Raw genomic sequence first — 26,631 nt, 5'->3', positions numbered from 1 at the left:
TGCTACTGCAGCCTATGCTAGATTCAAGTGTTAGTCAGTATTAATTATTTTTTTTAGTGTTTCCATAAAAAAGAAAGTTGCAGCCGTTTTATTAGTTGCAACTTTTTTTTTATTTGTTATATAACGTAGATACAAATGCGTAAAATGCCTATTCTAATATTTTGTCATTTGGAGTGCTGCAGGTACGGGACAACCGCATTACAATTGCGTACCTACGGCACTACAACCCATATCTAATCACATTTTCTACCTACATTTTGTGCCTAACGGCACAGTTGAGCACATAATTTGCAGTATTTATTTTGTAATTATAAAAACAACTAATACTTATGTGAATCATTTATAGGTACTCTACTACTGTGCCGTTAGGCATAACATATTGGTAGAAAAAAAATCAGAGCGAATTGTAGTGCCGTAGGTACGGTATAATAACGTTGAAATTGCGTACCTACGGCACGCCAAATGGATATCAATCTACGTTTTCTACCTATATTATGTGCCTAACGGCACAATCGAACACTTGATTTGCAGTACTTATTTTGTAATTACAAAAACTACTAATACTTATGAGAATCATTTATAGTTACTCTGCTAATGTGCCGATAGGCACAATATACTGGTAAAAAAAAACAATCAATCGGAATTGGAGTGCCGTAGGTACGAAAACAACCTTATCTCAATTGCGTACCTACGGCACTACACCCTATATCAATTACATTTTCTACCTATATTAAGTGCCTAACGGCACAGTTGAACACTTGATTTACAGTACTTATTTCTAACAACTATAAAAACAATCAATATTTATAAGAATCATTTATAGTTACTCTGCTAATGTGCCGTTAGGCACAATATACTGCTAAAAAAAACAATCAATACGAATTAGAGTGCCGTAGGTACGGTATAACAACGTTGCAATTGCGTACCTACGGCACTACATCCCATATTTAATAACATCCTCTACCTATATTATGTGCCTAACGGCACAGTTGAGCATTTGATTTGAAGTATTTATTTATTACAACTACAAAGACATCCAATACTTATGTAAATCATTTATAGACAATCTACTAATGTGCCGTTAGGCACAATATATTGATAAAAAAACAATCAATCCCAATTAGAGTGCCGTAGGTACGAAACAACCTTATCTCAATTGCGTACCTACGGCACTACACCCTATATCAATTTACATTTTCTACCTATATTAAGTGCCTAACGGCACAGTTGAACACTTGATTTACAGTACTTATTTCTAACAACTATAAAAACAACCAATATTTATGCGAACCATTTGTAGGTACTTTACTAATGTGCCGTTAGGCACAATATATTGGTAAAAAAACAATCAATCCGAATTAAAGTGCCGTGGGTACGAAAAAACCTTATCTCAATTGCGTACCTACGGCACTACACCCTATATCTAATCACATTTTCTACCTATATTAGGTGCCTAACGGCTCAGTTGAACACTTGATTTACAGTATTTATTTTATAATTACTTTAACTACAACCAATACTTATGTAAATCATTTATAGGTACTCTGCTAATGTGTCGTTAGGCACAATATATTGGTAAAAAAAATAATTAATCTGAATTAGAGTGCCGTAGGTACGGTATAATAACGTAGCAATTGCATACCTACGGCACTACACCCCATGTCAATTCAAATTCTCTACCTATATTAAGTGCCTAACGGCACAGTTGAGAACTTGATTTGAAATACTTATTTTAAAATTTACAATTCTGTTGCAATGACCTTATCATTTCGAGACCATTCGCTCCATGATCCTACATACAATTTCGGAATTTCGAGACCTGCGTAATCCATTGCTAGTAGCGTGTGACAAGCAGTTACACCAGAGCCACAATGAACGATTGTATTTTCTGAGTTTCGATTTCCCATCAGGTTTTGGTATTTTTCTTTGAGAGCCGATGGAGACAAAAACAAACCATCGTCGCTTAAGTTGGTTGTCAACGGCACATTGACTGCTCCAGGAATATGTCCCGCTACCAAATCAATAGGCTCACTCTCGCCATTGTAACGATAGGCTTCGCGGACATCAATCACTAAATAATCTTCATTTTCAGATTGGTCCGCGACTTCTTCGATAGTAGCCATGGCCAATTGCCAAGTGGAGAAAGGATATGGCGAAACCTCTTTTGCAGTGACTACTTTATCATTAATAGGATACCCAATTTTTTCAGCTGCTTGAATGCCTCCGTTCAGCACTTGTACCTTTATGTGCCCGATGGCTTTGAGCATCCACCACAATCGTGCTGCAGCATTGGCTCCGTTTTTGTCATCGTACACAACTACATGTGAGTCTGGGCTTACGCCTATACTCCCTAACAATTGGGCAAAAACAGCAATTTCGGGCAAAGGATGACGACCGCCTTGGGCGAAATCTTCTTTAATATTGGATAATTGGGTAGTTAAGTCTAAGAAAAAAGCATTGTCTAAGTGCTTTTTTTGGTACAACTCTTGTGCGTTGGGACCTGTGGTAACGGCTACCAATACTAGGTTTTCGTTTTTTTGAAGGTCTAGCAAAGCAGCAGCTTCTATGATGGGTACTATATCGTTTTTCATTACTTTTAAATTTGAATCTAATGTACCAAAAACAGGCGGAAATTCAAATTAAAAAATAAGGCTAAAACAAAACCCGTGCCTATATCTTGAGATATAAAATTTGAAAAGAACCTGAAATTCTACCAGCCCGCGTGAGTGATTGCAGTGAAAAGCCCACAAACAGCTGTAGCGATAGCGGAAGCTGTTGAGGACTTGTAACGGAAAGCACGACAGCAATGCAAAAGGCTATGCGTTTGCTAGATTTGCCTTTTGCATTGCTGGCACGCCCAAAACAGTTGCAGCGGATAGGGACTTGGTTAGAATACAACTTTAGTTTAACAAATAATTGCCTTTTATCTTTTATCTTTGCTTATTGAATTGCAATCACTCAAGTTATCCCTTACATGAAAGAATTAGGTTATCTAAATAAATATTTTGTTAAATACAAATACCGCTTTTTGATGGGTATTTTGTTTACGATTATAGCGCAAATATTTTCGTTGTTTACGCCCAAATTAATCAAAAAATCGTTTGACGCTATTGAAAAATTCTCCAGTGACAAATCGGTTTCAAACAGCATTATTCAGGGCGAATTGGTCAATAACATTTTGCTGATTATTGGAACCACGATTATTGCTGGTTTTTTGACCTTTTTGATGCGTCAGACTTTGATTGTGATGTCTCGACATGTTGAATTTGATTTGAAGAATGAAGTTTTTAAACAATACGAAAACCTCTCTCAGAATTTTTATAAAAAGAATAGAACTGGCGATTTGATGAATCGCATAAGCGAGGATGTGTCCAAGGTGCGTATGTATGTGGGCCCGGCTGTGATGTACACAATCAACACGCTGATTAGGTTTACGATTGTGATCACGTATATGTATAATGTGTCGCCACGATTGACGCTGTATACGCTGTTGCCCCTACCCTTGTTGTCATACGCCATTTTTAAATTGAGTTCGGAGATCAATAAACGAAGCACTACTTTTCAGCAATATTTATCGAAAGTATCTAGTTTTTCGCAAGAGATTTTTTCAGGTGTGCGGGTTATAAAAGCGTATTCTCTAGAAGACCAACACCAGGCAAATATGGTTGACTTGGCACAGGAGAGTAAAAGTAAAAGTTTGGATTTGGCTCGTGTACAATCACTATTTGGTCCGTTTATGATGGCTTTGATTGGGATAAGTAACTTGGTTGTGATTTATTTTGGAGGGTTGATGTACATTGATGGTACGATTCAGAGTATTGGAACCATTGCTGAGTTTATCCTTTATGTCAATATGTTGACTTGGCCTGTAGCGTCATTGGGTTGGGTATCGTCAATGGTGCAAGAAGCGGAGGCGTCACAAAAGCGATTGAACGAATTTTTGAAAATTGTACCAGAAATCACTAACAAGAACACTGAACACTCTACTGTTGAAGGTGCTATTGTTTTTGATAAGGTTACCTACACCTACGAGGATACAAATATCACAGCGCTTGAAGACATAAGTTTCTCGATCAAAAAAGGGGAAACACTAGCGATTCTTGGAAAAACTGGCTCTGGAAAATCTACTATTTTATCATTGATTTCGCGTTTGTATGATGTGACAGAAGGTATCATTACGGTAGACAACAGAGAAATAAGTAGTTTGAACTTGTATGATTTGCGAAATAATATTGGAATTGTACCTCAGGATGCTTTTTTGTTCTCGGACTCGATAAAAAACAATATTAAATTTGGGAAAGAAGATGCTACTGATGAAGAAGTAATCGCAGCGGCAAAAAATGCTGTGGTTCATAATAATATTAAGGGTTTTAAAAACCAATATGATACGGTCCTTGGAGAGCGCGGAATCACGCTATCGGGTGGACAAAAACAACGTGTTTCTATTGCTAGAGCCATTATTAAAAACCCTCCTATTTTGCTGTTTGATGACTGTTTATCAGCGGTTGACACTGAAACAGAAGAGGCAATCTTAAACAACTTATTTGAGGTTTGTAAAGACAAGACGACGATCATCGTGAGCCACCGTGTTTCGAGTGCCAAGAATGCCGATAAAATCATCATTTTGGACGGTGGAAAAATCATTCAACAAGGTTCTCATAACCAGCTTATAAATGAAGATGGGTACTATGCATCGCTGTATTTGAAGCAACTTTCGGAAAAAGAATTGCTGTAATTGTTGTTTAATAACTATTTTTTTATGATTTTTGATTACGATTTAATAACCATAAATTGTTCGAAGGGATTATGAGAGAAAATGATATATTAGAGAAAGAAGAGATTTTTTCGAAAGTTTTACGTGCAGGAAGAAGGACTTATTTCTTTGATGTGAGAGCTACCAAAGCAGATGATTACTACATAACCATTACCGAAAGCAAAAAATTTACTGAAGAAGACGGCTCGTTTCACTTCAAAAAACATAAAATTTACTTGTACAAAGAGGACTTCACCGCTTTCTCTGAAATTTTGGAAGAAATGACATCTTACGTTTTGAACCACAAAGGCGAAGAAGTAATCTCTGAGAGACACCAAAAAGATTTTAAAAAAGAATATATAACTGATAAAGTGGCCGTTGCTGATGTGGTGCTTCCACAAACATCTAGCTTTACTGATATTGAATTTGACGATATTTAGTCGAAAATACAAATAGATCTAAGAGTCCAAAAACAATTTTGTTTTTGGACTCTTTTACTTTAGAATAGTTTTAACAGAATAACAACAGTTCTAATTGGGCTAAACAAATAGAAACTTATAAATTGTACCCTTAAAGAAACAGTTAAAAAGAATAGTATGAAAACAGATAACCTTGTAAACATCACTCAAAAATATACAGATCTCTATGCCGAAAAAGCAATAGCCTGGGCCATGACTAGCGGAATTAAAGTTATAATTATTTCCATTGCAGCATGTATAATTTATAAGATACTTGTTGGTTTTATTGCCAAAGCGGTTCGAATTGCCGTTCGACCTGAAAAACATCAAAGCAAAGAGTCGGAAATAAAAAGAGAGAATACATTGATCTCAATTTTTACTACTACTGCAAAAATTGCAATAATAACGATAAGTTCATTAATGATTTTGAGTGAATTCGGAATCGAAATTGCGCCAATCATTGCTGCAGCAGGAATTGTAGGTTTGGCTTTTGGTTTTGGAGGACAGTACTTAATACGAGATGTGATTACAGGTTTGTTTATCATTTTAGAAAATCAATACCGAATTGGTGACGTTGTTCGATTTGATACCTTAAGCGGCGCTGTTGAAGATATAAGCTTACGTAAAACTACACTGAGAGATATGGACGGAACTGTACACCATATTCCACATGGAGAAATTAAAACGGTTTCAAATTTATCCAAAGATTTTTCAAAAGTCAATCTCGATATGGGTGTTGGTTACAGTACAGATCTAGAACACCTTATAAAAGTTATTAATGAAGTTGGAGACGAACTTGCTCAAGTTTCTCCTTTTAAAGAATCTATTTTAAAAGCACCACAGTTTTTGCGTGTTAACGAATTTGCAGACTCTGCCATCGTGGTTAAAATTGTTGGTGAAACTCTTGCCAGCAAACAGTGGGAAGTTACTGGTGAGCTTAGAAAAAGATTGAAAATTGCTTTTGACAAAGAAGGGATCGAGATTCCGTTTCCTCAATTGGTGGTTCATCAGGCGCCTAAACCTACTACAGATATAATTTAATAGTTCGATTCGATTTTACAACAGACAGGGAATTAGTGTAGATTAGTGTGCTTGAAAAATAGACACGAATTTCACGAATTAGCACTAATTCTTTGTGGTTAAAAAATTTACACGAAAGTACCGTGGATTGGTTGGACTTGCGGTGCGTGAATTATAGACACGAATTTGCACTAATTCTTTGTGGTTAAAATTAAACACAGATTGCACAGATTTGCATAGATGCTTTATGGGTGAAAAATTATACGAAATTGCTATGGATTGGCTTGCGGTGCGTGAATTATAGACACGAATTTCACTAATTAGCACTAAATCTTTGCGATTAAAATTAAACACAGATTGCACAGATTTGGACAGATGCTTTATGAGTGAAAAATTACACGAAATTGAAATGGATTGGCTTGCGGTGCGTGAATTATAGACACGAATTTCACTAATTAGCACTAAATCTTTGCGATTAAAATTAAACACAGATTGCACAGATTTGGACAGATGCTTTATGAGTGAAAAATTACACGAAATTGAAATGGGATGGTTTGGCTTGCGGTGCGTGAATTATAGACACGAATTGCACTAATTTGCACTAATTCTTTGTGGATAAAATTAAACACAGATTGCACAGATTTGCACAGATGCTTTGCGGGTAAAAGAATTACACGAAATTGAAATGGGTTGGTTGGTCTTGCTGTGCGTGAATTATAGACACGAATTTCACGGATTTGCACTAAATCTTTGTGGGTAAAAGAATTTCACGAAATTGCTGTAGTTTGGCTTGCGGTGCATGAATTATAGACACGAATTTCACGAATTTGCACTAATTCTTTGTGGTCAAAATTAAACACAGATTGCACAGATTTGCACAGATGCTTTATGGTTTTAAAATTTTCTGTCTTTGTTGTAATTGAGAGGCTGAAGTAATGCCAGAAATCATTGTGCTATTTTCTGATTGTTATTTTTTTATTTCTCAAATCAGCATTCCTGAAAATGTGATTAGTTTTTATTTATATCTAGTCTGAATATCAATTTGCTGTTGTAAGCTAAGTAGTAGAACAGAAACGCCATTAAAGCGGTATATTTGATTACTACTATTACAATCTACAATGGCTAAAGAAATAAATATTCCACAACATATAACTGGACTCACTGATACCGAAGTGTTGCAGTCACGCAAAGAGTTCGGTACAAACGAGCAGGTGCATAAATCACAATATAAATGGTATAATGCCATCTTTGATATTTTGAAAGAACCTATGCTGCTGCTACTTATTGCGGTGACCATAATCTATTTTGTTCTAGGCGAAAATAGTGAAGGATACTTCATGCTAGCTGCTATTATTGCCGTTTCAAGTATTTCTTTTTTTCAAGATAGCCGTAGCCGAAAAGCAATTGAAGCTCTAGAAAAACTCACCGAACCCTTAAGTACTGTTTACCGAAATGGACTTGCCGTTGAAATTCCGACCAAAGAAATCGTAGTGCATGATCTCGTTATTGCTGAAGAAGGTGCTACAATAAATGCAGATGGTGAAATTGTACACAGTAATGATTTCTCTGTCAATGAATCAAATCTTACGGGGGAAGCGTACAGTGTTTTTAAATCTGAAAAAAACGAAAACAAAGCGGTCTTTAGTGGCACTTTGGTCGCTAGTGGTTTAGCTGTTTTTCGTGTGACCGCTATTGGAAACCATACCAAAATGGGGCAATTGGGAACCTCTATATTGGATGCTAAAGAAGAACCAACGCCGCTGCAACTTCAGATTGAGAATTTTGTAAAAGGAATGGCTGTTATCGGTATTGTGGTATTTCTACTGGTGTGGGGCGTTTACTTTTATAAAACACGTGATATTTTAAACAGTTTACTAAAAGGTCTTACGCTCGCCATGTCAATATTACCTGAAGAAATTCCGGTTGCTTTTACCACTTTTATGGCATTAGGATCTTGGCGATTGATGAAGGAAGGTATTATCATAAAAAAAATAAGAACGGTTGAAACCCTAGGTAGTGCCACTGTAATCTGTACCGACAAAACCGGAACCATAACCGAAAACAAAATGGTTTTGCAATCGGTTTATGCATTTGGCACCAATCAACTTTTCGATGAAAACAATTGGAATCAACCCGAAGCTCAAAAAGTAATTGATATCGCTATGTGGGCGAGTGAACCAGTTCCTTTTGACCCTATGGAAATCACTTTACATTCGGTTTACGAACAAACTACAAAAATAGATCAACGCCGTGCCTACGCCTTCGTACATGAGTACCCGCTCGAGGGCAAGCCGCCTATGATGACGCATGTCTTTGCTGATGCACAAGGCAAGCGCATCATTGCTGCCAAAGGGGGAGCCGAAACGATTTTAAAAGTCTCTGCTCTTACCGAACCTGAACGTGCTACTATTCAAAATACTATTACAAAACTTGCCTCACAAGGCTATCGTGTGTTGGGTGTCGCAAAATCTAATTTTCAGTTGGATACCTTTCCTGATGACCAACAAGACTTACCCTTTGAATTCTTAGGATTAGTAGTTTTTTATGACCCGCCAAAGGCTAATATTCAGCAGGTTTTTGAACAATTTTATGAGGCTGGGATACAAGTAAAAGTAATTACCGGAGACAACAGTCCTACAACGCAAAGTATTGCCAAAAGCGCCGGAATCACAAATACGGATCAATTTATGGAAGGTGAAGCTATTATGAAACTGGATGAAAAGCAGCTCATTCATTCGATTCATCACAACGTTTTGTTTACTCGTATGTTTCCTGAAGCGAAGTTGGCCGTTATCAATGCTCTAAAAAAAGACGAACAGTTGGTAGCCATGATTGGTGACGGAGTAAATGATGGCCCTGCTTTGAAGGCCGCACATATCGGAATTGCAATGGGTAAAAAAGGAACCGAAATTGCAAAAAGTGCTGCAGATATTATACTAGTAGACGATGATTTATCAAAAATGGTCGTGGCAGTAGCAGCAGGACGACGCATTTATACCAACATTAAAAAAGCAGTACAGTACATTGTTTCGATTCATATTCCTATTATCCTTACTGTATCGCTGCCCTTATTTCTCGGTTGGATTTACCCAGATATTTTCACTCCCGTACATGTGATTTTTCTCGAAATAATTATGGGTCCCATGTGCTCTATCGTATACGAGAATGAACCTGCCGAAAAAAACAGCATGTCGCAACCACCTAGGCAATTAGGTAGTACTTTTTTATCGCTAAAAGAAATGGGATTGAGCATCATTCAAGGACTTGCCATCACTGCCGGAGTGCTATTTATTTATCAATTTAGCATTCGTACCGGAGGATCTGAGAACAGTACACGAACGATGGTTTTCACCACATTAGTACTCTCAAACATCATGTTATCCTTGGTTAATCGCTCCTTTTATTATTCTGTTTTCACTTCGCTAAAAAACAAAAATAATATGATGGTCTTCATGAACAGCCTCACCTTGTTGTTGCTAGCCATTATCATTTATGTTCCACTAGTAGCCGATTTTTTCAAGGTAGTTCCTTTAAATTTTAATGCTGTTTTGGTGTGTATTGCCACCAGTGGACTGGCTGTTTTATGGCTCGAAATTTACAAATGGTTCAAGCGAAGTAGTACAAAAAACAAGTAGGATGAAATTATAACTTGTAATTTGTTTTAATTAAATCGTCTAGATCCAAAACATTGTTTTTCTTGTACTTGTAGGTCAGTTTCAAAAATAAATAAGCGGTAATCAAGGCATCACCCAAAGCGGTGTGACGATCGTGTTTTTTAACATTATAGATTTCGCATAACTCATCCAATGAATACATTTTTTGGTAACTGTCTACGGCTGCAATTTTTTTATGTATAAAATTGGTATCGAGTTGTTTGGATCGGACCGTACCTCCTCCTATCCTACGCAATGCCTTCATGATCATGGTCATATCAAATTTGGTGTGATGTGCCACAATTATCGAATCATCGAGATAGTCCAAAAACTGTAAGAGCGCCTCTTCTTCACTAACTTTTACCTCTGTTCCATCTCTTCGAATACCGTGAATTTTGACCGTATCTTTATTAAAAACATCTTGTTTTACATACACCTCAAAGGAATCTGCAACTTGAATTTTACTGTTTTTAACAGCAACTGCACCAATGCAAAGAATGCGATCTTTGTCATAATCAAATCCCGTAGTTTCCGTGTCTAATACCACAAACCGAATGTCTTCAAAATTCATTTGTTTTGGAGCATTTTTCACTTTTTCGATGTGCTTCTTCCAGAATTCTGGATATTTCTTTCGTTTAAAAATTGAAAACATATTTACGAAATTAGTCCCGAATTAAAACGGTTGTTCAACGATTCCTGAATATTTTTTATAGGTTTAAAACAACTTTTCAGTTTCAAACGATCGGCTTTACTCAGGCTATTTATATCTACAAATTTTCCGCTATCGTTATTCGCCAAACCTTGCAGGGTTCTAAACTGTAGCAAAATCTTAAAGGCATTGGCACAAGATTCGAAAAAATCACTGTTTTGAGGTTCAATTTCCATCAACTTTTCATAGCGTGCAATGGTGCTATTAATTTTCAGGTTATGATGTAAGGAGAAAATACGAGCGGCATCAACCAAAGGTCGAATGGCCCTACTCTTAATATCAAATTGATCCTTGTGTTCACCATCTTGCTCCACCAAAAATTGTTTAAAAAAGCCAAGAGGTGCAGCGTTATTCAAAGTTGCTTTCGTCAAAAATCTCAAAAAGATTTCTTTGTCTGCAATGTATCTAAAAACACTGTCAGACATTTGGTGGTACAACTCCTGATCGCCATCAATGTATTCGAAATCAAAGAAAATTATACTCAACAAAATCTTGTCTAAGGTGGGGTGATTAATCCAATCCTTGAACTGTTTTTTCCATTCTTTCAAAGAAATACACCACTTAGGGTTGCTCGCCATAATATTGGCAGGACAATACTCAAAGCCAACCGTATTCAGTTTTTCGGTTACTTTGGTTGATAGATTCAAGAAATACTCCTTTACTTTTGGGTATTGATCTTCGGGAACATTCTCAAAAACCAATGCGTTATCTTGATCCGTAATTAGCAATTGCTCCCTCCTCCCCTGACTACCCATTGCTAGCCACGTGTAGGCAACGGGTGGCTGCTCACCCAATTCGGCAATACTCAACTTAATAATTCTTTTGGTAATTGCGGTATTGATTTCTGAGATTACTTTGGTGATAAAATAAATCGGAATTTCTTGTTCCAAATAAGCGCTCGTGAGCTCAGATGCTTGCACGCGTATGTGGCGCAAAGTCTCAACATCTTTGGCATATTTTATTTCGCGCATCAAGAAGGTCGGATTGTTTCCTTGTACAATATTTAAATCATGATCTGCCAATACACCTACAATTTCAGTTTGCGGACTACCGTCTTTGGTGATACAAATATGAGATACTTTGTGTTTCAAAATTGCAATTTGTGCTTCGGCTACGGTTATTTTTTCAGGAAAAGTAATCACGGGCGAGGTCATAATTGTACTTACTTTTTCTAGAATCGAAAATGCTCCCGTTCCCACCTTGGTTAAAATATCTTTGTCTGTTATAATTCCCATCGGAATATTGTTTTCAGCAACAATAATCGAGTTTACTTTGGCCTCTGCCATAAACAAACAAGCTACTTGAATTGTGATTTCTGATGAACAGGTTACTGGATTCTTGCTATATTTTGCCGATTGTGCCTCTGCAAAACTGTTGTATGATTTTCGAATAGAAGCCACATTGGCAAACAATTTACCTTTGTGCTCCGCCGAATAAGGATCGCGGGTATTGGTAGCAAAACTTGCAATAAGAAACTGACTTACCTTGGGATAATCTGTAATAATATCGTGAAACAATCGCAACGGAATACCATACAAAATAACCTCTTCGTTGGCCGCTGCACCCATCAAATAGCTTTCATTCATGATTAACGGACGTAATCCAAACAAGTCACCTTCATCACAAATATCTAGATTTTGCTTTTCATTGGCTACAAAGCGATACAGCCGTACCGATCCTTGATTGATGATATAAAAATGCTCATGTGGAACATCATCTTGATGAAAAATGATAGCATCTTTCTCAAAATACTGAATTTCTACATTCCTAGCCACCTCCATTAAAGTAGCTTTCGAAATCAAATTAAAAGGGGGATAATCTTTTAGAAAATCATAAATACGTTCCGCAATAGTATTCTTCATGAGGTAAAATTTAAATCGGCTTCTCCCGAAAGTAAGGCAATGCATTAGCATCAATCTGTAAATTTAAAATAATAGTTCCATATAAAAAGGGTAATTCGCAATGGTTTTTATTTTCGAATAGGACAATGCTCCAAAAACTATTGCTTATTTTTGTTTCAAATATTTTCGAAAAGCAGCATTAATGACAACTACACCTCATCTTTTAATCGTACCGGGACTTGGCGGCTCAGGCGAAACACATTGGCAACACCTTTGGCACCAAAAATATTCCAATTCACAAATGCTCGTCCAAGAAAGTTGGGATAGTCCATTGCTTGACCAATGGCTGGATAAACTAAACCATAGCATTCAAAACGTGCAAGAACCCACCGTTTTGGTAGGACACAGTTTGGGTGCAGTGTTAATTGCACTATGGGCTTGTAAATACGATTGTAAAAATATTATTGGTGCTTTGTTGGTTGCCCCCGCAGATGTAGATTCGGCAACGCATACGCCAGAAGTGGTTTGGAATTTTGCTCCACTACCCGTTCAACCCTTAGCTTTTCCTACCTTGCTAATCACGAGTACAGATGACCCGTACATCGCACCAGAGCGTGCTGAGGCTCTTGCCAATCATTGGGGTAGCACCTTTGTATCTATCGGAGAAAAAGGACATATCAATGGTGCATCAAACCTCGGCCTTTGGGAAGAAGGGCAAGAATATTTAAAGTCTTTTATCGAAAGCTTGCAATTACCCAATTCGTAATCCGTTTTCGATTTTAAAATCTGGAGCCAAAAGAATCACATCGCCATTTGTACCCACAGCGCCAAGTACTAGACATTCGCTCATGAACTTCCCTATTTGCTTTTTGGGAAAGTTAATGACGGCAACAATTTGGCGCCCCATTAACTCTTCATTTGTATACCGCTTGGTAATTTGCGCAGATGATTTTAGAATGCCGATTTCAATTCCAAAATCTATTTGCAGTTGAAAGGCGGGGTTTCTAGCTTCGGGAAAATCATTTACACCTAATAATGGTTCCCACAGGCATGTCTACTTTTTCGAAATCTTGCCAATTTATCATCTTTTCTACTTTTAAATTTAAAATTACTTTTTTAGTCCCATAAAGCAAGGCTTTTTTTATAACTTTAAAATCTAAAAACATATCATTATGGCTCGAACAGAATCTAACATGCTTGCACTAGGAACCAAAGCTCCTGATTTTTACTTAAATGATAGAACTACCGAAACCAACCATTTCAATTTCAGCGGTGTTAAAGGTGAAAAAGGAACTCTAGTTATGTTCATTTGCAACCACTGCCCTTTTGTACACCATGTCATTGACGAAATTATAATGATTGCTAATGATTATAGGGTGCAAGGTCTAGGCATAGTGGCGATCTCTAGCAATGATGTGATCCATTTTCCGCAAGATAGTCCTGCACTAATGACCGAATATGCTTTTGAAAATAATTTTGAATTCCCATACCTGTACGATGCAACCCAAGAAGTTGCCAAAGCCTATCAAGCTGCTTGTACTCCCGATTTTTATTTGTTTGACCAACAAGACAAATTAGTATATCGCGGACAATTGGACGACAGCCGACCTGGAAACGGAATTCCGGTAAGTGGATCTGACCTGCGCGGTGCGATAGACAGCGTTTTGTACAACCGAACTATGAACCCCAACCAAAAACCGAGTATTGGTTGCGGAATTAAATGGAAGTAAAATAGTATTTAATTTTTATTCCACTGTCATCCTATGGCAGACTAAAGATTTATCTTTGACAAAATTAATCCCACTAAGATGTCAAAATTAATCTATTTCAAAAGGTATTTGTATGTTGTAGACCGTTTAAGGAGTCGTCCTTCGAGCTTTGCCAGTTTACAAAAATATGTGATTGACAAACTCCAAAAAGACGAAGTTGATACTGATTTTGAGTACGCCATTAGAACTTTTGAGCGGGACAAAAAAGACATAGAAGCACTTTTCGGAATTGTAATTCAATACGATCGAAAAGACAAAACCTATTTTATTGACGAAGACGAAATCGAAGACCAATCGGTAACGCGTATGATTGATGCGTTTTCTATTCATCATGCTTTGCAAGAAGGTGACAAATTATCACCAAGCGTATTCTTAGAAAAACGAAAATCGTTAGGAACAGAGCATATTCACGGCATCATCCACGCCATCCAAAACAATTTCATTTTAAAATTTAACCACCAGAAGCATTGGGAAGACTTCACAACCCAGCGCATCGTAAAGCCTATTGCTCTCAAAGAATCGCAACAGCGATGGTATTTGGTTGCTCTTGACAAAAAAGATGACGTAATTAAAACTTTTGGAATGGATCGAATTTCAAATTTAACTATTACAGATACCACGTTCAAACCCATTCCTTATAATGTTGAAAAAGAATTTAAAGACGCTTTTGGAGTTGAAACGTATGAACCTGCCACAAAAATTGTGTTAGAATTTACAAAAGTACAAGGGAACTACGCAAAAAGTTTTCCATTGCACGACTCCCAACATATTTTGGAAGAAAATGAACAAAGTGTTTTGTTAGAAATTTTTATACATCCTACCCATGACATTATTATGGAGATTCTAAAACTGGGTGCAGAAGTAAAAGTTGTCACACCTATCTCTTTACAAATAAAAGTAAAAAACAAGATTGCAGAAATGACAAAATTATATCAATAAACTATAAGATTTATATTACTGTTTAACTAACTTGTACTAAAAATTTGAGATAGAATTAAAATATCACAATTCGTTAAGCTATGCTAGGCCTTTTGCAACAATGTTTCTTGAGCGGAATAGCGGGAAATAATGAGTGTATTTAGAGCGAAAATAAGTACATTTAAAGAAAAAAAAGATATTATATGGAAATAGAATACACAAGAGAACCAACACAAAATCTAATTAAACTGAATAAATTAGTAAAAGAAAAACTCATCATTCCCATTTATCAACGTCCTTATAAATGGACTGAAAAAAACATAATTCAGCTTTTAGAAGATATTTTTGAGTATGTTATTATCAAAAACAAGGATTACAGAATTGGAAATATCATTTTACACAGCGAGAATGCAATTAATAGCGAGAATACAACCAATTATATTGTTGACGGCCAACAGCGGCTCACAACTATATCACTAATTTTAAAGGTGTTAGAAACTAATTTTGATGGTTTGTTGCTAAATGAAAAATTTAAACACAATATTTCAAAAAACAATATTGTGTATAATTATCGCATTATAAATCAATGGATATGCACAAAATTTAGAAATAATGAAAACAAAAAATCAGATTTCAAAACAAAAATCTTGGATAAATGCGAGTTTGTACTTTTTAAAGTTTTTCGTCAAGACGAAGCATTTCAGCTTTTTGATTCACAAAATGCAAGAGGTAAAGCCCTTGAACCTTATGACTTACTAAAAGCATTTCATTTACGAGAAATGGATTTTGATAGCGAAGAAGACAGAACAAAATGCGTTGACTGTTGGGAAACATCTGTTGATAATGGAACTTTAAAACCTATACTTGGAAATCATCTTTTCAAAATTCGTAAATGGAGTAAAAATGAATGGAAATACGATTTCACCAAAGATGAAATTGAAGAATTTAAAGGTATTTCGTTGCAGCAAAAACAAAAATATCCATACGAAAATGCAATTCGAATGCTGGACGGCTTTGTAGATAATGCTCAAAACGATAAATTTTTGCAAAACTTACAAGTTGCACAAGCTTTTCCATTTCAAATCACAATGCCAATAATTAACGGTAAACGTTTTTTTGAATACGTTGATTTTTACATTCACCAACGGGAAAAATTATTTGATTTGAATATAAAAGATGCTATAAAGGCAGAAGTACCCGAATTTGTTACGTTTTACAAAGCTTATTGCTACGGTTATAATGGTTGGGGGCGCAGTGGAGATGAAAAAGTGAGGAATATTTATGAAAATATTCTAATGACCTTCATTGATAAATTTGGTTATATTGATGATTTTGAAAATTTCTACAAAGCATTCTACAAACTTGCCTATGAAATTCGCTGCAATAAAAAACGAATTGCCGTAGAAACAATTATGAATAGTTCCGCACGACAACTTTTTAGCAAAATTAATGATTCTATCAGTCCTGATAATTTCAAAAATTATCAGTATAAAACATACCAAATTGAAAATGACAGGGTAAAAGGAATTGACAAAATTGCAGATTTTCTTAGAGGGTTCGAGTTTGAATAAGAACTAAAAGAGCAAATTATTGCGAAAAATTTAAAATTTGAAGAAAAAAGTAAATATCCAAACTATTATTTAATACCGTTTCAATATTTCGGTAATGAACTTCATATTTATATTGGAGATAAAAATAATCCTTATTGGTATGGCTTTGGTGGGAAAGACCACTATGCTCTATCAGGTGAGAAAATTAATAAATTTAAAGAATTTGTTGATAAACTTAAATTGCCCAAATCAGACAATTCTTGGCTTGGTTGGAAAGAAATAATAATATCGACAAAGGAAGACGTAATAACTATTGTTGATGATATATCAGGGTGGATTAAAAAGATAAACGAAGAAAAAAAACAATATCATGAATAGCGCAAAAAACATAAAAGAGATTTTAGCAAATGACAATTATATCATTCCTCGCTACCAAAGAAATTACGCTTGGGGGAAAGCTGAAATTTCACAGTTAATCAAGGATATTGATGAGTTTTTTCCAAAGGGAAACAGTGAAAAAAAATCATATTATCTTGGCTCTTTAGTTTGCTTCAAACGAGAAGATGGCAATTTTGAATTGATTGACGGACAACAACGCCACACAACCATTATACTGATAAATCTTGTTTTGAAAAATTGGGCGAAAAATATTCCAAATACTGTTTCAGTTCCAAATCTTAAGTTTGATTCTCGCAAGAAAGTACAGAATTACATTGAAAATTTATACAAAGCAGACAACTTTCAAACGCAAATTGGCGAATTAAACATTTCGGGTACAGGAAGTTTCAAAGATGCCATTGAGATAATTCAAGAAGAATTAAGAAGCATAAAAGAGATTGAAGGATTTGCAAGCAATTTCTACAATAATGTTTATCTATTTCGTGTGGAAGTTCCAGAAGACACTGATTTGAACCATTATTTTGAAATAATGAATAATCGTGGTGAGCAGTTAGAAAAACACGAAATCGTAAAAGCACTTTTATTGGGAAAAATAATAGACGATAACAAACAAATTGAAAGAATAGAACAAGAAAAGTTTGCTAAAATTTGGGACGCTTGTGCCGATATGAACAATTACGTGTTTTTAAATATTGACAAGCAAAGCAGAGTTAAACTTTTTACTAACGAAAGCGAACTTATCGGAAAAAACTTTGAAGAAATTTGTATAAATGAAAATGGGGATAAAAGCGAAGAATTATCCTTATTAAAAATTATTACAGAATATAACATTCCAACCGACTTTCCAAAAGAAGAAAAATTCATCAAAGACAAATACAAATCCGTTATTGATTTTCCCAATTATCTATTACAAGTCTTGAAAATTAAAAACGATAAAGTCTCACTTGACGATAAAAAACTTTTAGAGCAATTTAGCGACTTCAAACCTGACCCGAAAGAGTTTATTTTTGATTTATTGAAATATAGAAGTTTGTTTGACAAATTTATAATAAAACAAGACTTAGCAGACGCTGATGAAAGCAAACAAAATTGGGGGATAAGAAAGTTAAACACCGATTTTGAAACAACAATTAAAACTTTTGAAACTGATGAAGAATTGACAAAACTTCAAGTAATGCTGTATTATTCAGATTCAACAAACACATACAATAATTGGTTGCAAGAAATTTTGAAAAATACGGATTTTGAAGTTTGTAAATACACAGAGAAAGTTTGGGACATTGTCAAAATTAAATTTAATAGGTTCAACTTATCATATCCAACAGTTAGTATTTTCAATCTTTATTTTATTGATTTTTTGCTCTGGAAACTTTATAAGACTGAAGAAGTAAACGAAAATTTGAAATCATTAAAAAGTAAAATTGACAAGTTTAAAAATGAATTCAATAATTTTAAATTCAAACAACTCAATTCTAAAGAACATCTTGCAGCACAAAGTAATCCAAGTTCAGCAAGTATTCCTTTAGATGAATTGAACGGCATTGGAAATTTGTGTTTAATTTCTGCTTCACAAAATTCCGCAGGCAACAAAGAAAACCCAAGCGATAAAAAGAAACGCTTTATACATCCAAAACCAGATAATTCAAGCTTGAAACGACTAATAATGTTTGAAAGCTATGAGAATGACAAATGGGAAACTGAACAAATAAATAAACACAAAACAGAAATTGATATTTTAATTGACAATTATGTAACAGATGAAAATTAGCTAACAAATCCCCCGGTGGTTATTGCAAATTAGCTTGGCAGCAAAAACCGAGTAGAGAAGACCAAGTAACCAAAATTACAAATAGATAAGTTACACAACCTAACAAATGAACATAACCCTAATCTCCGATACCCATTTCCTTCACAACCAATTACATTTGCAAGGGGGCGATATGCTTATTCACGCAGGTGATTTGTGCGGTCATGGTACGGAGGGAGAGGTTTTAGCATTTTTAAAATGGTTTGGAGAGCAGCCGTACAAACATAAAATTTTCATAGCGGGAAACCACGATTGGTTTTTTGAAAAACAGGACAAAACGTATATCGACAAAATAATCCCGAAAAAGATTCATTATCTGAATGATTCAGGAGTAGAAATTGAGGGGCTGAAAATATGGGGATCACCCGTTCAGCCCACTTTTTTAGATTGGGCTTTCAATCGCCAAAAAGGAGCAGAAATTAATAAGCATTGGAAACTAATTCCAGAAGACACCGACATACTAATCACTCATGGACCACCTTTTGGCATTTTAGACCGAACCAATTCCAATTATAATGCAGGTTGCGAAATGTTATTAAAAAAAGTAGATCAAATCAAACCAAAACTACACGTTTTTGGTCACATACACGAAGGCTATGGAATGGTTGAAAAAGACAAAACTATTTTTGTCAATGCTTCTTCGGTAAACCTCAATTATCAGTTGGTAAATGCTCCAATTATTTTGGAACTTTAAAATGAATTAAAATCATTTATTTAGAACGACGTCCTTTGTCATGATCCGCAGTTATTTTTGATGAAAATTAAAATATGGAAACCGTCTTTAAGTTCTCTAACAACAAAAGTTATGAGATTCAGCAATCAGATAAAGAAATTTACTTTGGATGTAATGTTCTCTTTTATAAATCAATAAACACAAATCAATTAGAAATCCGTGTGTTTTTCAAATCCAAAATAATCAATAATCTAGAAAAACTAAATCTAGGAATTAAAGATTTCACCTTTGAAGATGATGAAAAATTAAACGATTTAGAACTGGCCAGAATGGGTTATTGTCCTAAAAGTTATACTTTGACATTAGACTTGAATAGCACCGCAAAGCAAGAGCAATTCTCAGCCACTGAATGGAAAATTATTCAAAGCTCACGGCTACATGTTCTCGATTTTAATGAGATCGAAAAATTAATACAAGAGCACAATACTCTTTGTGAGGTACAATCTCAAAACCCAAAACTAACTAATCAGATTACGTTTCACAACCAGTTAAACGAAATATATTTATCTAGAACCAAGAATCATATTTTTGAAGATAGTAATGCCCTTTCCAAGTTTAAAGAGCAACAGTCGAAGAGACTTTTTCTGTATGATGGATCCAATGGTAATGAGGGTCAATTCTACTTAGAGGAAATATGTTTACCTAATGGGATACAATCAATTGTGCTAAGCAAAAATATTGAATCCGCTTGTTTTTCGATGCAAGATTTAGATCACATCAATTTCAACGAAAATCTAAAGTCATTAGAATTAAGAGAGACTTCAATAGCAACACTAAACTTGAATGATGGTTTACAAGAATTACGTATCTCCGAAACTCCTGTCCAAAAGCTTGTTCTTAATGAGCATTTACTTCTATGTGATCTCTATCTCACTCAAACCAACAAAATAAAAATAAATAAAAAATTAGCGAATTTGATAATCATTTGTGACAAAATTCAGAGCATTAAAATAGATAATCCGCAAATAAACCAAAAACTGAAATTCCAAATAAGTAACTGGCCTAATTCTTTAGAGAATTTTATTTAAAATCAAAATGAGCAAAATTGTAATGTAGAAATCCTTCTTCTAAAAATATAAAAATTAGCCCGTCACAGTTTGGCGTACTACCTAACGTTCTTTGTCATTTAAAATAACAAGATGAACAAAAACTACCAGCAGACCAGCAATTATTTTTCCGTTACAATGACTCTAGAAATCAATCCCGAATGTAATTTCGAAGAAGATTTTTTTAAAATGCACAAATCTCTCGTACAGACAAGATTCGCAAACAACAAAGAAAAACTTGCTTCAAATGACAACAGGCAAACTCTAAAAACTGTTTTTATTGGTTTCGCCATTGCTTCAGGAAATGATAGAGCTACAAAAGCAATTGAATTGGCACTTTTACCACTTTTAGTGAATCTCAGTAAGAATATTTTTTTATTTATATCTTCCTATTCCACCAAAATAAGCATTGATGAAGTTGGAGTTATCAACGACTATATTCAAGAAAAGTCGGGATTAGATGCCCATATTGTAATGATGCTAAGCGAAGACGATAATCTCGGTGATGCTATTGCAATTACAGTGATGACAGCAGCAAACTTGAAAATTCGATAGAAAAGCACTTAACAGTCAATTTAAATTATAAAAACATGCAAAATAGAATGGATCAAACAAGATTAGAAGCTTTTAAAAAAGTGCAAGAAAAATGGGAGCAACGTACATTAATCGATAGCAATTTGATCCCTGCTGATGCCATAGACTCGCACCTTATTATTGAGCATGCTACGGATAAAGTATTTTTAATTCGGATTTTCAATAATCAGGAAAGTTTGAATTTAGGATGTTTGGTTGTTCCCGAACATTTTGACCTCATAAATCCTGAAGCATTGTTTCTTGCTGAAATAGAAAATAGTAAAAGTCAATTCGAGTCACTCATTCTAATGAGCACTGAAGCTACGTTTTCAGATATTGGTTTCAATGAAATCTTATACCATGATGATTCTATTGCACAGTATCGCAATACTAGTTTTGATTTTGAAAATTTTAAAACATTATTCAAAAATTGTACTATTGCCCTACTGAGAACAAATTTTGTATCAAATCACGATACCGCAATGGATGCCATTACTCCTATCTTTAATTTTCCTTATTCATTGAAAAGTTACAATACGAATTTTGGAAACGCTATATTGTGTATCTCCAATGGCATGCACACATTCACAAATTTTGAAGTAAATGATATTATAAAATATTCGCTTAGTAAAATTACTAGGGGCGCAAGTCTTTGCCATAGTACACTGCAAGATGATTCATTAGAAAAAAGGATCAAAATTGGAGTCCTCTTGGGTGTTACGAATGGATTGTAATGACATCAATTATAGTTTTAATCTTTCATAATCAACTTAGGCAAATTTTCGTTCAGCCATTTATATTTGCTTAAAATTAAGATGTGTGTTGCACCTTTGATTCGAATGCAGTCTTTGATGTTTTTGATTGGAAAAACATCATCTGCATCACCGTGAATGTGTATGATTCCGTCAGCGGGTTTGGTTCTGTTCCACAAAATTACTTGTTCTACTGCCCATTGTAGATAGCCTATGTCTCGAACAGACAAAAACTTTTCGTATAATTTTATTCGTTGGTTTATTTTTTCTCCAAATGAAAAGCGAGCTAAGTTTTCGATACTTAAAATCAGGTTCATCGGAATAAGTTTATAGGCCTTGGTAGTTTTAGCAAATTTGAAACGAGTCGGGAATTCAAGATTGCTTTTGACACTCGAAATGATGATTACTTTTCTGACTGCAATATGCAAGGCCATTTCCTGCACCAAGATACCACCAAACGAAACCCCAATCAAAACTGGATTTGGATGCTTTATTTTTTGTGTTATTCGCAACGCATAATCAGGCAAAGATTCTTTTTCTAACGGAATTTCCCACTCCAATAAAACGACTTCAAATACTTCTGGAAGTGCTATGCGTTCAAAAATCATTGTACTAGCTGCCAATCCTGGCATGAAATAAACGGGAATTTTTGTCATAAGAAAAGAAACAAGATCTATTATTTTTCGAATTATAAAAATACCTTTTTATCTCGTAATTGCACCTATTTAAAGTGGAATTATGATTACTTTATCTTTCTACTGTACAACATTTATTTTTCGAATTAGAAACCTTCTTATTCGAATAAAAACCACATTGTTAAATAAAATACAATCATTGTAGACTGACTACCAAATGACTAACTTTGTATAGAATCAACTTTCGATTTAAAAAAACAAACCTTTTCTATACAAAACGCAAAACGCAGCATTTACATTCGGAGACTTAACTACAAAATGAACCGAAGTTACGTCCACTCTTAAAATAGATTTTATACAATTACAATGGAAAATTTAAGCACACTAGAAATAAAAGACAATGCCTTTGCTAGACAATTTGAAACTACAGTCGAAGAAGGTCTATTAATCGTAGAATACTCATTACAGGAGAGAAAAATATTTTTGACAAAAATTCACAAGCCCGAAGACTATAACAACAAAACCGTAATTGACCAATTCTTGAAAGATATTTTGGCAATTGCTGTAGAACGAAAACTTAAGGTTGTGCCTATTTTACCAGAGATCGTCACTTTTTTCAAAAAGAATCCTGTGTATAAGGAACTTTTACCTCCTGGCATTAGACTATAAAAACAAATAGCCTAAAGAGTGGGAACTCTTCGGGCTATTCTATCAAACAAAAAACAAAAAAATTAAAAAGAATATCGCAACCCTAGCTGCCCTTGAAAGCGAGAAGCAAATTGATCAACGCTATAGGGCTTAGAAGTTGGCGTTGTAAAATTGAACAATGGATCGCCTGCGTTAGCATTTCCTGCCGCTACAGATCCTACTTTGGTCAAACCAACACTCGAAGTACTGTTGAATGTGTTAGGTACAAAATAATTTCTACCCCAATTATGATTCAGCATATTACTAAAGTTCACAATACTTAATGAAACTTGAATAGTATGATAGGTCGTTTCGTTAATTTTTACTTTGATATCATCTTGTACTTTCAAATCGGCTTGAATATTCCAAGGTGTTCTAGCGCCATTTCTCTCTGTAAACGTACCTCGTCTGCTAGACAAATACGAATCATTACTTACAAAGTTGTTAAAATTGGCTGCTTGTGATGCCGCTGTTTCAGTAACGATTGCACCATTTTTCTTATCGGCAAAAAAGTTAATAGCTGCTGCTTCGGTAGGAATATAAGCTAGACCCGCCGCTTGTCCTGTCCCTGCTAAAGTTGAGTTTACAAATCCCCATGAAAATGGTGCTCCAGACTGAGCATTAAAGTACATGTTACAAGCAACTGTATTTGATTTCCCAACTTGCAGCTGATAGCCTAAATTACTTACGATTCTATGACGAATATCAAAATTTGAATAGGCCAACTGCGGATTATTTGGAGTCAAAGATTGGTTCATCTGGTAATTACTTTCCATCGAATTTCTGATTCCGTTGGTAATATCCTTGGACTGTCCGTAGGTGTAGGCAGCCATAAAATTGAACCCGAAATCGTAACTTTTTGATACTTGACCTGTTAAACTGTAGCGGTGCCCTTGATTCGTATTGGACAATAAATAAGCATTTGAAAAATTATTATCTATTCTAGCACCTGAATATATCGGTTGTTGTTTATTTACATCATAACTATAATAACTCACCTTGTCTTGCAAATTCACTTGTTGAAATTGTAAATCACGGATCACCTTGGTATAAATACCTTCTAAACTAAATTTATATCCAGCGATTCGGTAATCTACTGCCAAAGAAGAACGTACTACTTGTGGCATTTTAAAATTATTATCAATTAAATCTACTTGTTTTCTATTTGGTGTTTGGTATTTGGCTAATCCATTTGCTGCCAATGGATCACCATTTGTAGCGACTTGTGCTGCAGTAAGGTTGTTGGCATCGTAACTATTGTAGCCTACACCGTCATTATAAAAGGCATAACCTAACCACGCAAACGGAATTCTACCGGTAAACACACCTGAACCTCCACGGATCACCAAAGAATTATCTCCCTTAACATCATAATTAAAACCTACTCTAGGTGAAAACAAAACGGCTTTAAAAAACGAACTATTAATTTGATTTACAGGTGTATTAGAATACGTTGTTCCTGCCAATGGATCAACAGCTGCATTTTGAGTCAAAGAACTCAAAAGTGGTTTATTTGGAACATCAGTATAATCAGCACGGATACCTGGTGTTACTTTTAACTTTGACCCAATTTTGATTTCGTCTTGAAAATAAGCACTGTATAAATTTACTTTGAATTTTGCATACGGATTATTGAATATTTCATCGCGACTAGACCCATCAACAGGGAAAGTTCCTCTCACCCTACTTGGAGTTGCATTTAAAAAGTCGGCAAGTGTTTTATATGAAATTCTACCATTTAATGCATTTACAAAACCGTAGCTAATATCATAAAACTCATTATGAGTACCCAAAGTAAAATTATGGTTTCCTGCTCTATACGTTAAATTATCTGTGATTTCGGTAGTGTTTTGTTTCATATTAAAAACTGTAGCTTCTCTATCATTACCTAGCAATACAGTTCCTCCATTGATACCAATTTCGACTTGTGGAAAAAGAACATTGCTCGATGTTGGGTTACGTTGATCTCTCACCGTAGAATAACTTGCTATAAAATTGTTTGACAAACGCTCATTAAAACGACTTTTAAATTCTAATACAGTATTGATAGAGGTACTTTTTTGAATGAAATCAATACTTGAAAATCTAAAATTTGCGGCATCACGTTCTAGATTTGAAGCACTTGAAATGACTGCATTGTTTCGAAGCGACATTGTGTGCTTATTATTAATTTTCCAATCTACTTTGTTAAAAAACTTTTTACTTTTTGAAAAAATAGAATAATCGGCACTGCTTCCTGGGTTGAAGTTATACTTTGATTGAACAAAATCTGAAATTGTCTTGGCCGTTGCGGCATCAATTAATGCACCTTGAGTGCCTGCATTGTAAAACAAGGGATCTTTTCGTTCTGCTACTTCTGCATTTGTAAAGTAAAACAGTTTGTCTTTGATTATCGGAAAACCAACTCTAAATCCTGTCTGATAATCTTCAAATGAGCTTGGCATTTTTGCTTTGTCTCCTGCATAGTTGCGACCTGTGATTGAGGCATTGCGAGCAAATGAATATACTGATCCTGTTACCTCATTACTACCGCTGCGGGTTACGGCATTGATGCTACCACCAAGAAAGTTACCTAATTTTACATCATAAGGTGCGATAAAAACTTGTATGTCTTGTATGGCATCCAAACTAATAGAATTGGATCTCGTACTACTACCTGGCATTCCTGATGTACCTGTTGCTCCTCCAAGCGAAGGACTAAACCCAACAGCATCATTATTAATTGATCCGTCAATGGTAACGTTATTGTATCTAAAATTGGTTCCTGCAAAAGAATTGTTTGCACTTTGAGGTGTCAATTTAGTTATATCTTGTATACCTCGGCTTATAGTTGGTAGATTATTTATCTGACGTTCGTTGAAAGAAGCGCCTCCAGATTTGGTTACTTTTTTTGAACTTTTAACCACAATCTCAGACAATTGTTGCCCTTCTTCGATTAAAGTGATATTAGGAATATCATTATCACCAAGTGACAATTGAATAGAAGCGTTGACAAAGGTTTTAAGACCTGTACTCGTAATCGTGATTTTGTATGGACCACCTACTGGCATATTTTCAAAACTATATCTTCCGAAGCGGTCTGTAGTTCCTTTGAAAGTAGAATTTCTTGGCGTGAACAGTAACACAACATTGGCATCTGCCAAAGGTGTATTTCCTAAAAATACTTTTCCTGCCACTCTCGAAGTGGTCATCTGAGCATTGGCAACAGCTATTGAGAAAAGAAAAAATAGCAGTTCTAAAAGTTTGATTTTTTTCATTTTTTTGAGAGGTTTAATTTTTACAAATGTATTTTGAGAACCCCAAAACCACATTAACTAAAAATCAACTT

At 35.1% G+C, this 26,631-nt stretch carries 19 protein-coding genes and 1 pseudogene; 14 read left to right on the top strand and 6 right to left on the bottom strand.

Translation table 11 applies throughout. The features are described 5' to 3' along the window. Window positions 1-1,739 precede the first annotated feature (1,739 nt). On the bottom strand, window positions 1,740-2,591 hold the full coding sequence (locus FFWV33_RS09020; RefSeq protein ID WP_108740603.1) for a sulfurtransferase: 852 nt from the start codon (window positions 2,589-2,591) through the stop codon (window positions 1,740-1,742). Window positions 2,592-2,974: 383 nt separating this feature from the next. Between FFWV33_RS09020 and FFWV33_RS09015 the strand changes: the two genes are divergently transcribed. The 4 genes from FFWV33_RS09015 (at window position 2,975) to FFWV33_RS09000 (ending at window position 9,866) form a co-directional block, all read left to right on the top strand. After that, window positions 2,975-4,735: an ABC transporter ATP-binding protein gene (locus FFWV33_RS09015; RefSeq protein WP_108740602.1), complete on the top strand. Its 1,761-nt coding sequence runs from the start codon at window positions 2,975-2,977 to the stop codon at window positions 4,733-4,735. A gap of 71 nt (window positions 4,736-4,806) precedes the next feature. Beyond that, window positions 4,807-5,193, top strand: coding sequence for a PUR family DNA/RNA-binding protein (locus FFWV33_RS09010; protein WP_108740601.1), 387 nt, complete (start codon window positions 4,807-4,809; stop codon window positions 5,191-5,193). Window positions 5,194-5,349: 156 nt separating this feature from the next. After that, window positions 5,350-6,252, top strand: a complete 903-nt coding sequence (locus FFWV33_RS09005) for a mechanosensitive ion channel family protein (RefSeq protein ID WP_108740600.1) — start codon at window positions 5,350-5,352, stop codon at window positions 6,250-6,252. A 1,097-nt stretch (window positions 6,253-7,349) separates the two neighbouring features. Beyond that, entirely contained in the window at window positions 7,350-9,866 is a 2,517-nt protein-coding gene (locus FFWV33_RS09000; RefSeq protein WP_108740599.1) for a cation-translocating P-type ATPase, read from the top strand. A gap of 7 nt (window positions 9,867-9,873) precedes the next feature. Here FFWV33_RS09000 and FFWV33_RS08995 read toward each other — a convergent pair whose 3' ends face one another. Next, window positions 9,874-10,536 carry a 3'-5' exonuclease gene (locus FFWV33_RS08995; protein ID WP_108740598.1) on the bottom strand — a complete coding sequence of 221 codons (663 nt, stop codon included), beginning with the start codon at window positions 10,534-10,536 and terminating at the stop codon, window positions 9,874-9,876. A 2-nt stretch (window positions 10,537-10,538) separates the two neighbouring features. Further along, entirely contained in the window at window positions 10,539-12,455 is a 1,917-nt protein-coding gene (locus tag FFWV33_RS08990; protein WP_108740597.1) for a DUF294 nucleotidyltransferase-like domain-containing protein, read from the bottom strand. 181 nt (window positions 12,456-12,636) lie between these two features. On the opposite strand from FFWV33_RS08990, the gene FFWV33_RS08985 reads away from it, so the two are divergent. After that, window positions 12,637-13,200, top strand: a complete 564-nt coding sequence (locus FFWV33_RS08985; protein WP_108740596.1) for an RBBP9/YdeN family alpha/beta hydrolase — start codon at window positions 12,637-12,639, stop codon at window positions 13,198-13,200. Here FFWV33_RS08985 and FFWV33_RS08980 read toward each other — a convergent pair. Continuing rightward, window positions 13,186-13,519 (bottom strand): annotated as a pseudogene (locus FFWV33_RS08980) (tRNA-binding protein). The gene FFWV33_RS08985 and the pseudogene FFWV33_RS08980 sit on opposite strands and share 15 nt — an antisense overlap. Window positions 13,520-13,606: 87 nt before the next feature. On the opposite strand from FFWV33_RS08980, the gene FFWV33_RS08975 reads away from it, so the two are divergent. The 8 genes from FFWV33_RS08975 to FFWV33_RS08940 all read left to right on the top strand — a co-directional run bounded on the left by FFWV33_RS08975 (window position 13,607) and on the right by FFWV33_RS08940 (window position 21,963). After that, on the top strand, window positions 13,607-14,164 hold the full coding sequence (locus FFWV33_RS08975) for a thioredoxin family protein (RefSeq protein WP_108740595.1): 558 nt from the start codon (window positions 13,607-13,609) through the stop codon (window positions 14,162-14,164). A 78-nt stretch (window positions 14,165-14,242) separates the two neighbouring features. Next, window positions 14,243-15,142, top strand: a complete 900-nt coding sequence (locus FFWV33_RS08970) for a helix-turn-helix transcriptional regulator (protein WP_108740594.1) — start codon at window positions 14,243-14,245, stop codon at window positions 15,140-15,142. Between the two features lie 182 nt (window positions 15,143-15,324). Continuing rightward, window positions 15,325-16,692 (top strand): DUF262 domain-containing protein, encoded by a 1,368-nt coding sequence (locus tag FFWV33_RS08965; RefSeq protein ID WP_108740593.1) that lies wholly within the window; start codon window positions 15,325-15,327, stop codon window positions 16,690-16,692. Window positions 16,693-17,041: 349 nt separating this feature from the next. Beyond that, window positions 17,042-18,838, top strand: a complete 1,797-nt coding sequence (locus tag FFWV33_RS08960; protein WP_108740592.1) for a DUF262 domain-containing protein — start codon at window positions 17,042-17,044, stop codon at window positions 18,836-18,838. 106 nt (window positions 18,839-18,944) lie between these two features. Continuing rightward, entirely contained in the window at window positions 18,945-19,571 is a 627-nt protein-coding gene (locus tag FFWV33_RS08955) for a metallophosphatase domain-containing protein (protein ID WP_108740591.1), read from the top strand. Window positions 19,572-19,645: 74 nt separating this feature from the next. After that, entirely contained in the window at window positions 19,646-20,638 is a 993-nt protein-coding gene (locus tag FFWV33_RS08950; protein ID WP_108740590.1) for a hypothetical protein, read from the top strand. Window positions 20,639-20,749: 111 nt separating this feature from the next. Beyond that, on the top strand, window positions 20,750-21,211 hold the full coding sequence (locus FFWV33_RS08945) for an FtsZ/tubulin family protein (RefSeq protein WP_108740589.1): 462 nt from the start codon (window positions 20,750-20,752) through the stop codon (window positions 21,209-21,211). A 35-nt stretch (window positions 21,212-21,246) separates the two neighbouring features. Next, entirely contained in the window at window positions 21,247-21,963 is a 717-nt protein-coding gene (locus tag FFWV33_RS08940; RefSeq protein WP_159085994.1) for an FtsZ/tubulin family protein, read from the top strand. Window positions 21,964-21,980: 17 nt separating this feature from the next. On the opposite strand, the gene FFWV33_RS08935 is transcribed toward FFWV33_RS08940, so the two are convergent. Further along, window positions 21,981-22,637: an alpha/beta hydrolase gene (locus FFWV33_RS08935; protein WP_108740587.1), complete on the bottom strand. Its 657-nt coding sequence runs from the start codon at window positions 22,635-22,637 to the stop codon at window positions 21,981-21,983. A 345-nt stretch (window positions 22,638-22,982) separates the two neighbouring features. On the opposite strand from FFWV33_RS08935, the gene FFWV33_RS08930 reads away from it, so the two are divergent. Continuing rightward, window positions 22,983-23,285, top strand: a complete 303-nt coding sequence (locus FFWV33_RS08930; RefSeq protein ID WP_108740586.1) for a GNAT family N-acetyltransferase — start codon at window positions 22,983-22,985, stop codon at window positions 23,283-23,285. 62 nt (window positions 23,286-23,347) lie between these two features. On the opposite strand, the gene FFWV33_RS08925 is transcribed toward FFWV33_RS08930, so the two are convergent. After that, window positions 23,348-26,560, bottom strand: coding sequence for a TonB-dependent receptor (locus tag FFWV33_RS08925; protein WP_108742504.1), 3,213 nt, complete (start codon window positions 26,558-26,560; stop codon window positions 23,348-23,350). Window positions 26,561-26,631 lie beyond the last annotated feature (71 nt).

The sequence above is a fragment of the Flavobacterium faecale genome (assembly GCF_003076455.1).
GTDB classification, from domain to species: domain Bacteria; phylum Bacteroidota; class Bacteroidia; order Flavobacteriales; family Flavobacteriaceae; genus Flavobacterium; species Flavobacterium faecale.
The sequence above is the reverse complement of the archived record's forward strand: the minus strand, read 5'-3'. Positions and strand labels throughout refer to the sequence as shown.

Excerpts from the sequence above, each read along its gene's own strand:
- FFWV33_RS09020 (WP_108740603.1), bottom strand. The coding sequence starts at position 2,591 with ATGAAAAACGATATAGTACCCATCATAGAAGCTGCTGCTTTGCTAGAC.
- FFWV33_RS09015 (WP_108740602.1), top strand. The coding sequence starts at position 2,975 with ATGAAAGAATTAGGTTATCTAAATAAATATTTTGTTAAATACAAATAC.
- FFWV33_RS09010 (WP_108740601.1), top strand. The coding sequence starts at position 4,807 with ATGAGAGAAAATGATATATTAGAGAAAGAAGAGATTTTTTCGAAAGTT.
- FFWV33_RS09005 (WP_108740600.1), top strand. The coding sequence starts at position 5,350 with ATGAAAACAGATAACCTTGTAAACATCACTCAAAAATATACAGATCTC.
- FFWV33_RS09000 (WP_108740599.1), top strand. The coding sequence starts at position 7,350 with ATGGCTAAAGAAATAAATATTCCACAACATATAACTGGACTCACTGAT.
- FFWV33_RS08995 (WP_108740598.1), bottom strand. The coding sequence starts at position 10,536 with ATGTTTTCAATTTTTAAACGAAAGAAATATCCAGAATTCTGGAAGAAG.
- FFWV33_RS08990 (WP_108740597.1), bottom strand. The coding sequence starts at position 12,455 with ATGAAGAATACTATTGCGGAACGTATTTATGATTTTCTAAAAGATTAT.
- FFWV33_RS08985 (WP_108740596.1), top strand. The coding sequence starts at position 12,637 with ATGACAACTACACCTCATCTTTTAATCGTACCGGGACTTGGCGGCTCA.
- FFWV33_RS08975 (WP_108740595.1), top strand. The coding sequence starts at position 13,607 with ATGGCTCGAACAGAATCTAACATGCTTGCACTAGGAACCAAAGCTCCT.
- FFWV33_RS08970 (WP_108740594.1), top strand. The coding sequence starts at position 14,243 with ATGTCAAAATTAATCTATTTCAAAAGGTATTTGTATGTTGTAGACCGT.
- FFWV33_RS08965 (WP_108740593.1), top strand. The coding sequence starts at position 15,325 with ATGGAAATAGAATACACAAGAGAACCAACACAAAATCTAATTAAACTG.
- FFWV33_RS08960 (WP_108740592.1), top strand. The coding sequence starts at position 17,042 with ATGAATAGCGCAAAAAACATAAAAGAGATTTTAGCAAATGACAATTAT.
- FFWV33_RS08955 (WP_108740591.1), top strand. The coding sequence starts at position 18,945 with ATGAACATAACCCTAATCTCCGATACCCATTTCCTTCACAACCAATTA.
- FFWV33_RS08950 (WP_108740590.1), top strand. The coding sequence starts at position 19,646 with ATGGAAACCGTCTTTAAGTTCTCTAACAACAAAAGTTATGAGATTCAG.
- FFWV33_RS08945 (WP_108740589.1), top strand. The coding sequence starts at position 20,750 with ATGAACAAAAACTACCAGCAGACCAGCAATTATTTTTCCGTTACAATG.
- FFWV33_RS08940 (WP_159085994.1), top strand. The coding sequence starts at position 21,247 with ATGCAAAATAGAATGGATCAAACAAGATTAGAAGCTTTTAAAAAAGTG.
- FFWV33_RS08935 (WP_108740587.1), bottom strand. The coding sequence starts at position 22,637 with ATGACAAAAATTCCCGTTTATTTCATGCCAGGATTGGCAGCTAGTACA.
- FFWV33_RS08930 (WP_108740586.1), top strand. The coding sequence starts at position 22,983 with ATGGAAAATTTAAGCACACTAGAAATAAAAGACAATGCCTTTGCTAGA.
- FFWV33_RS08925 (WP_108742504.1), bottom strand. The coding sequence starts at position 26,560 with ATGAAAAAAATCAAACTTTTAGAACTGCTATTTTTTCTTTTCTCAATA.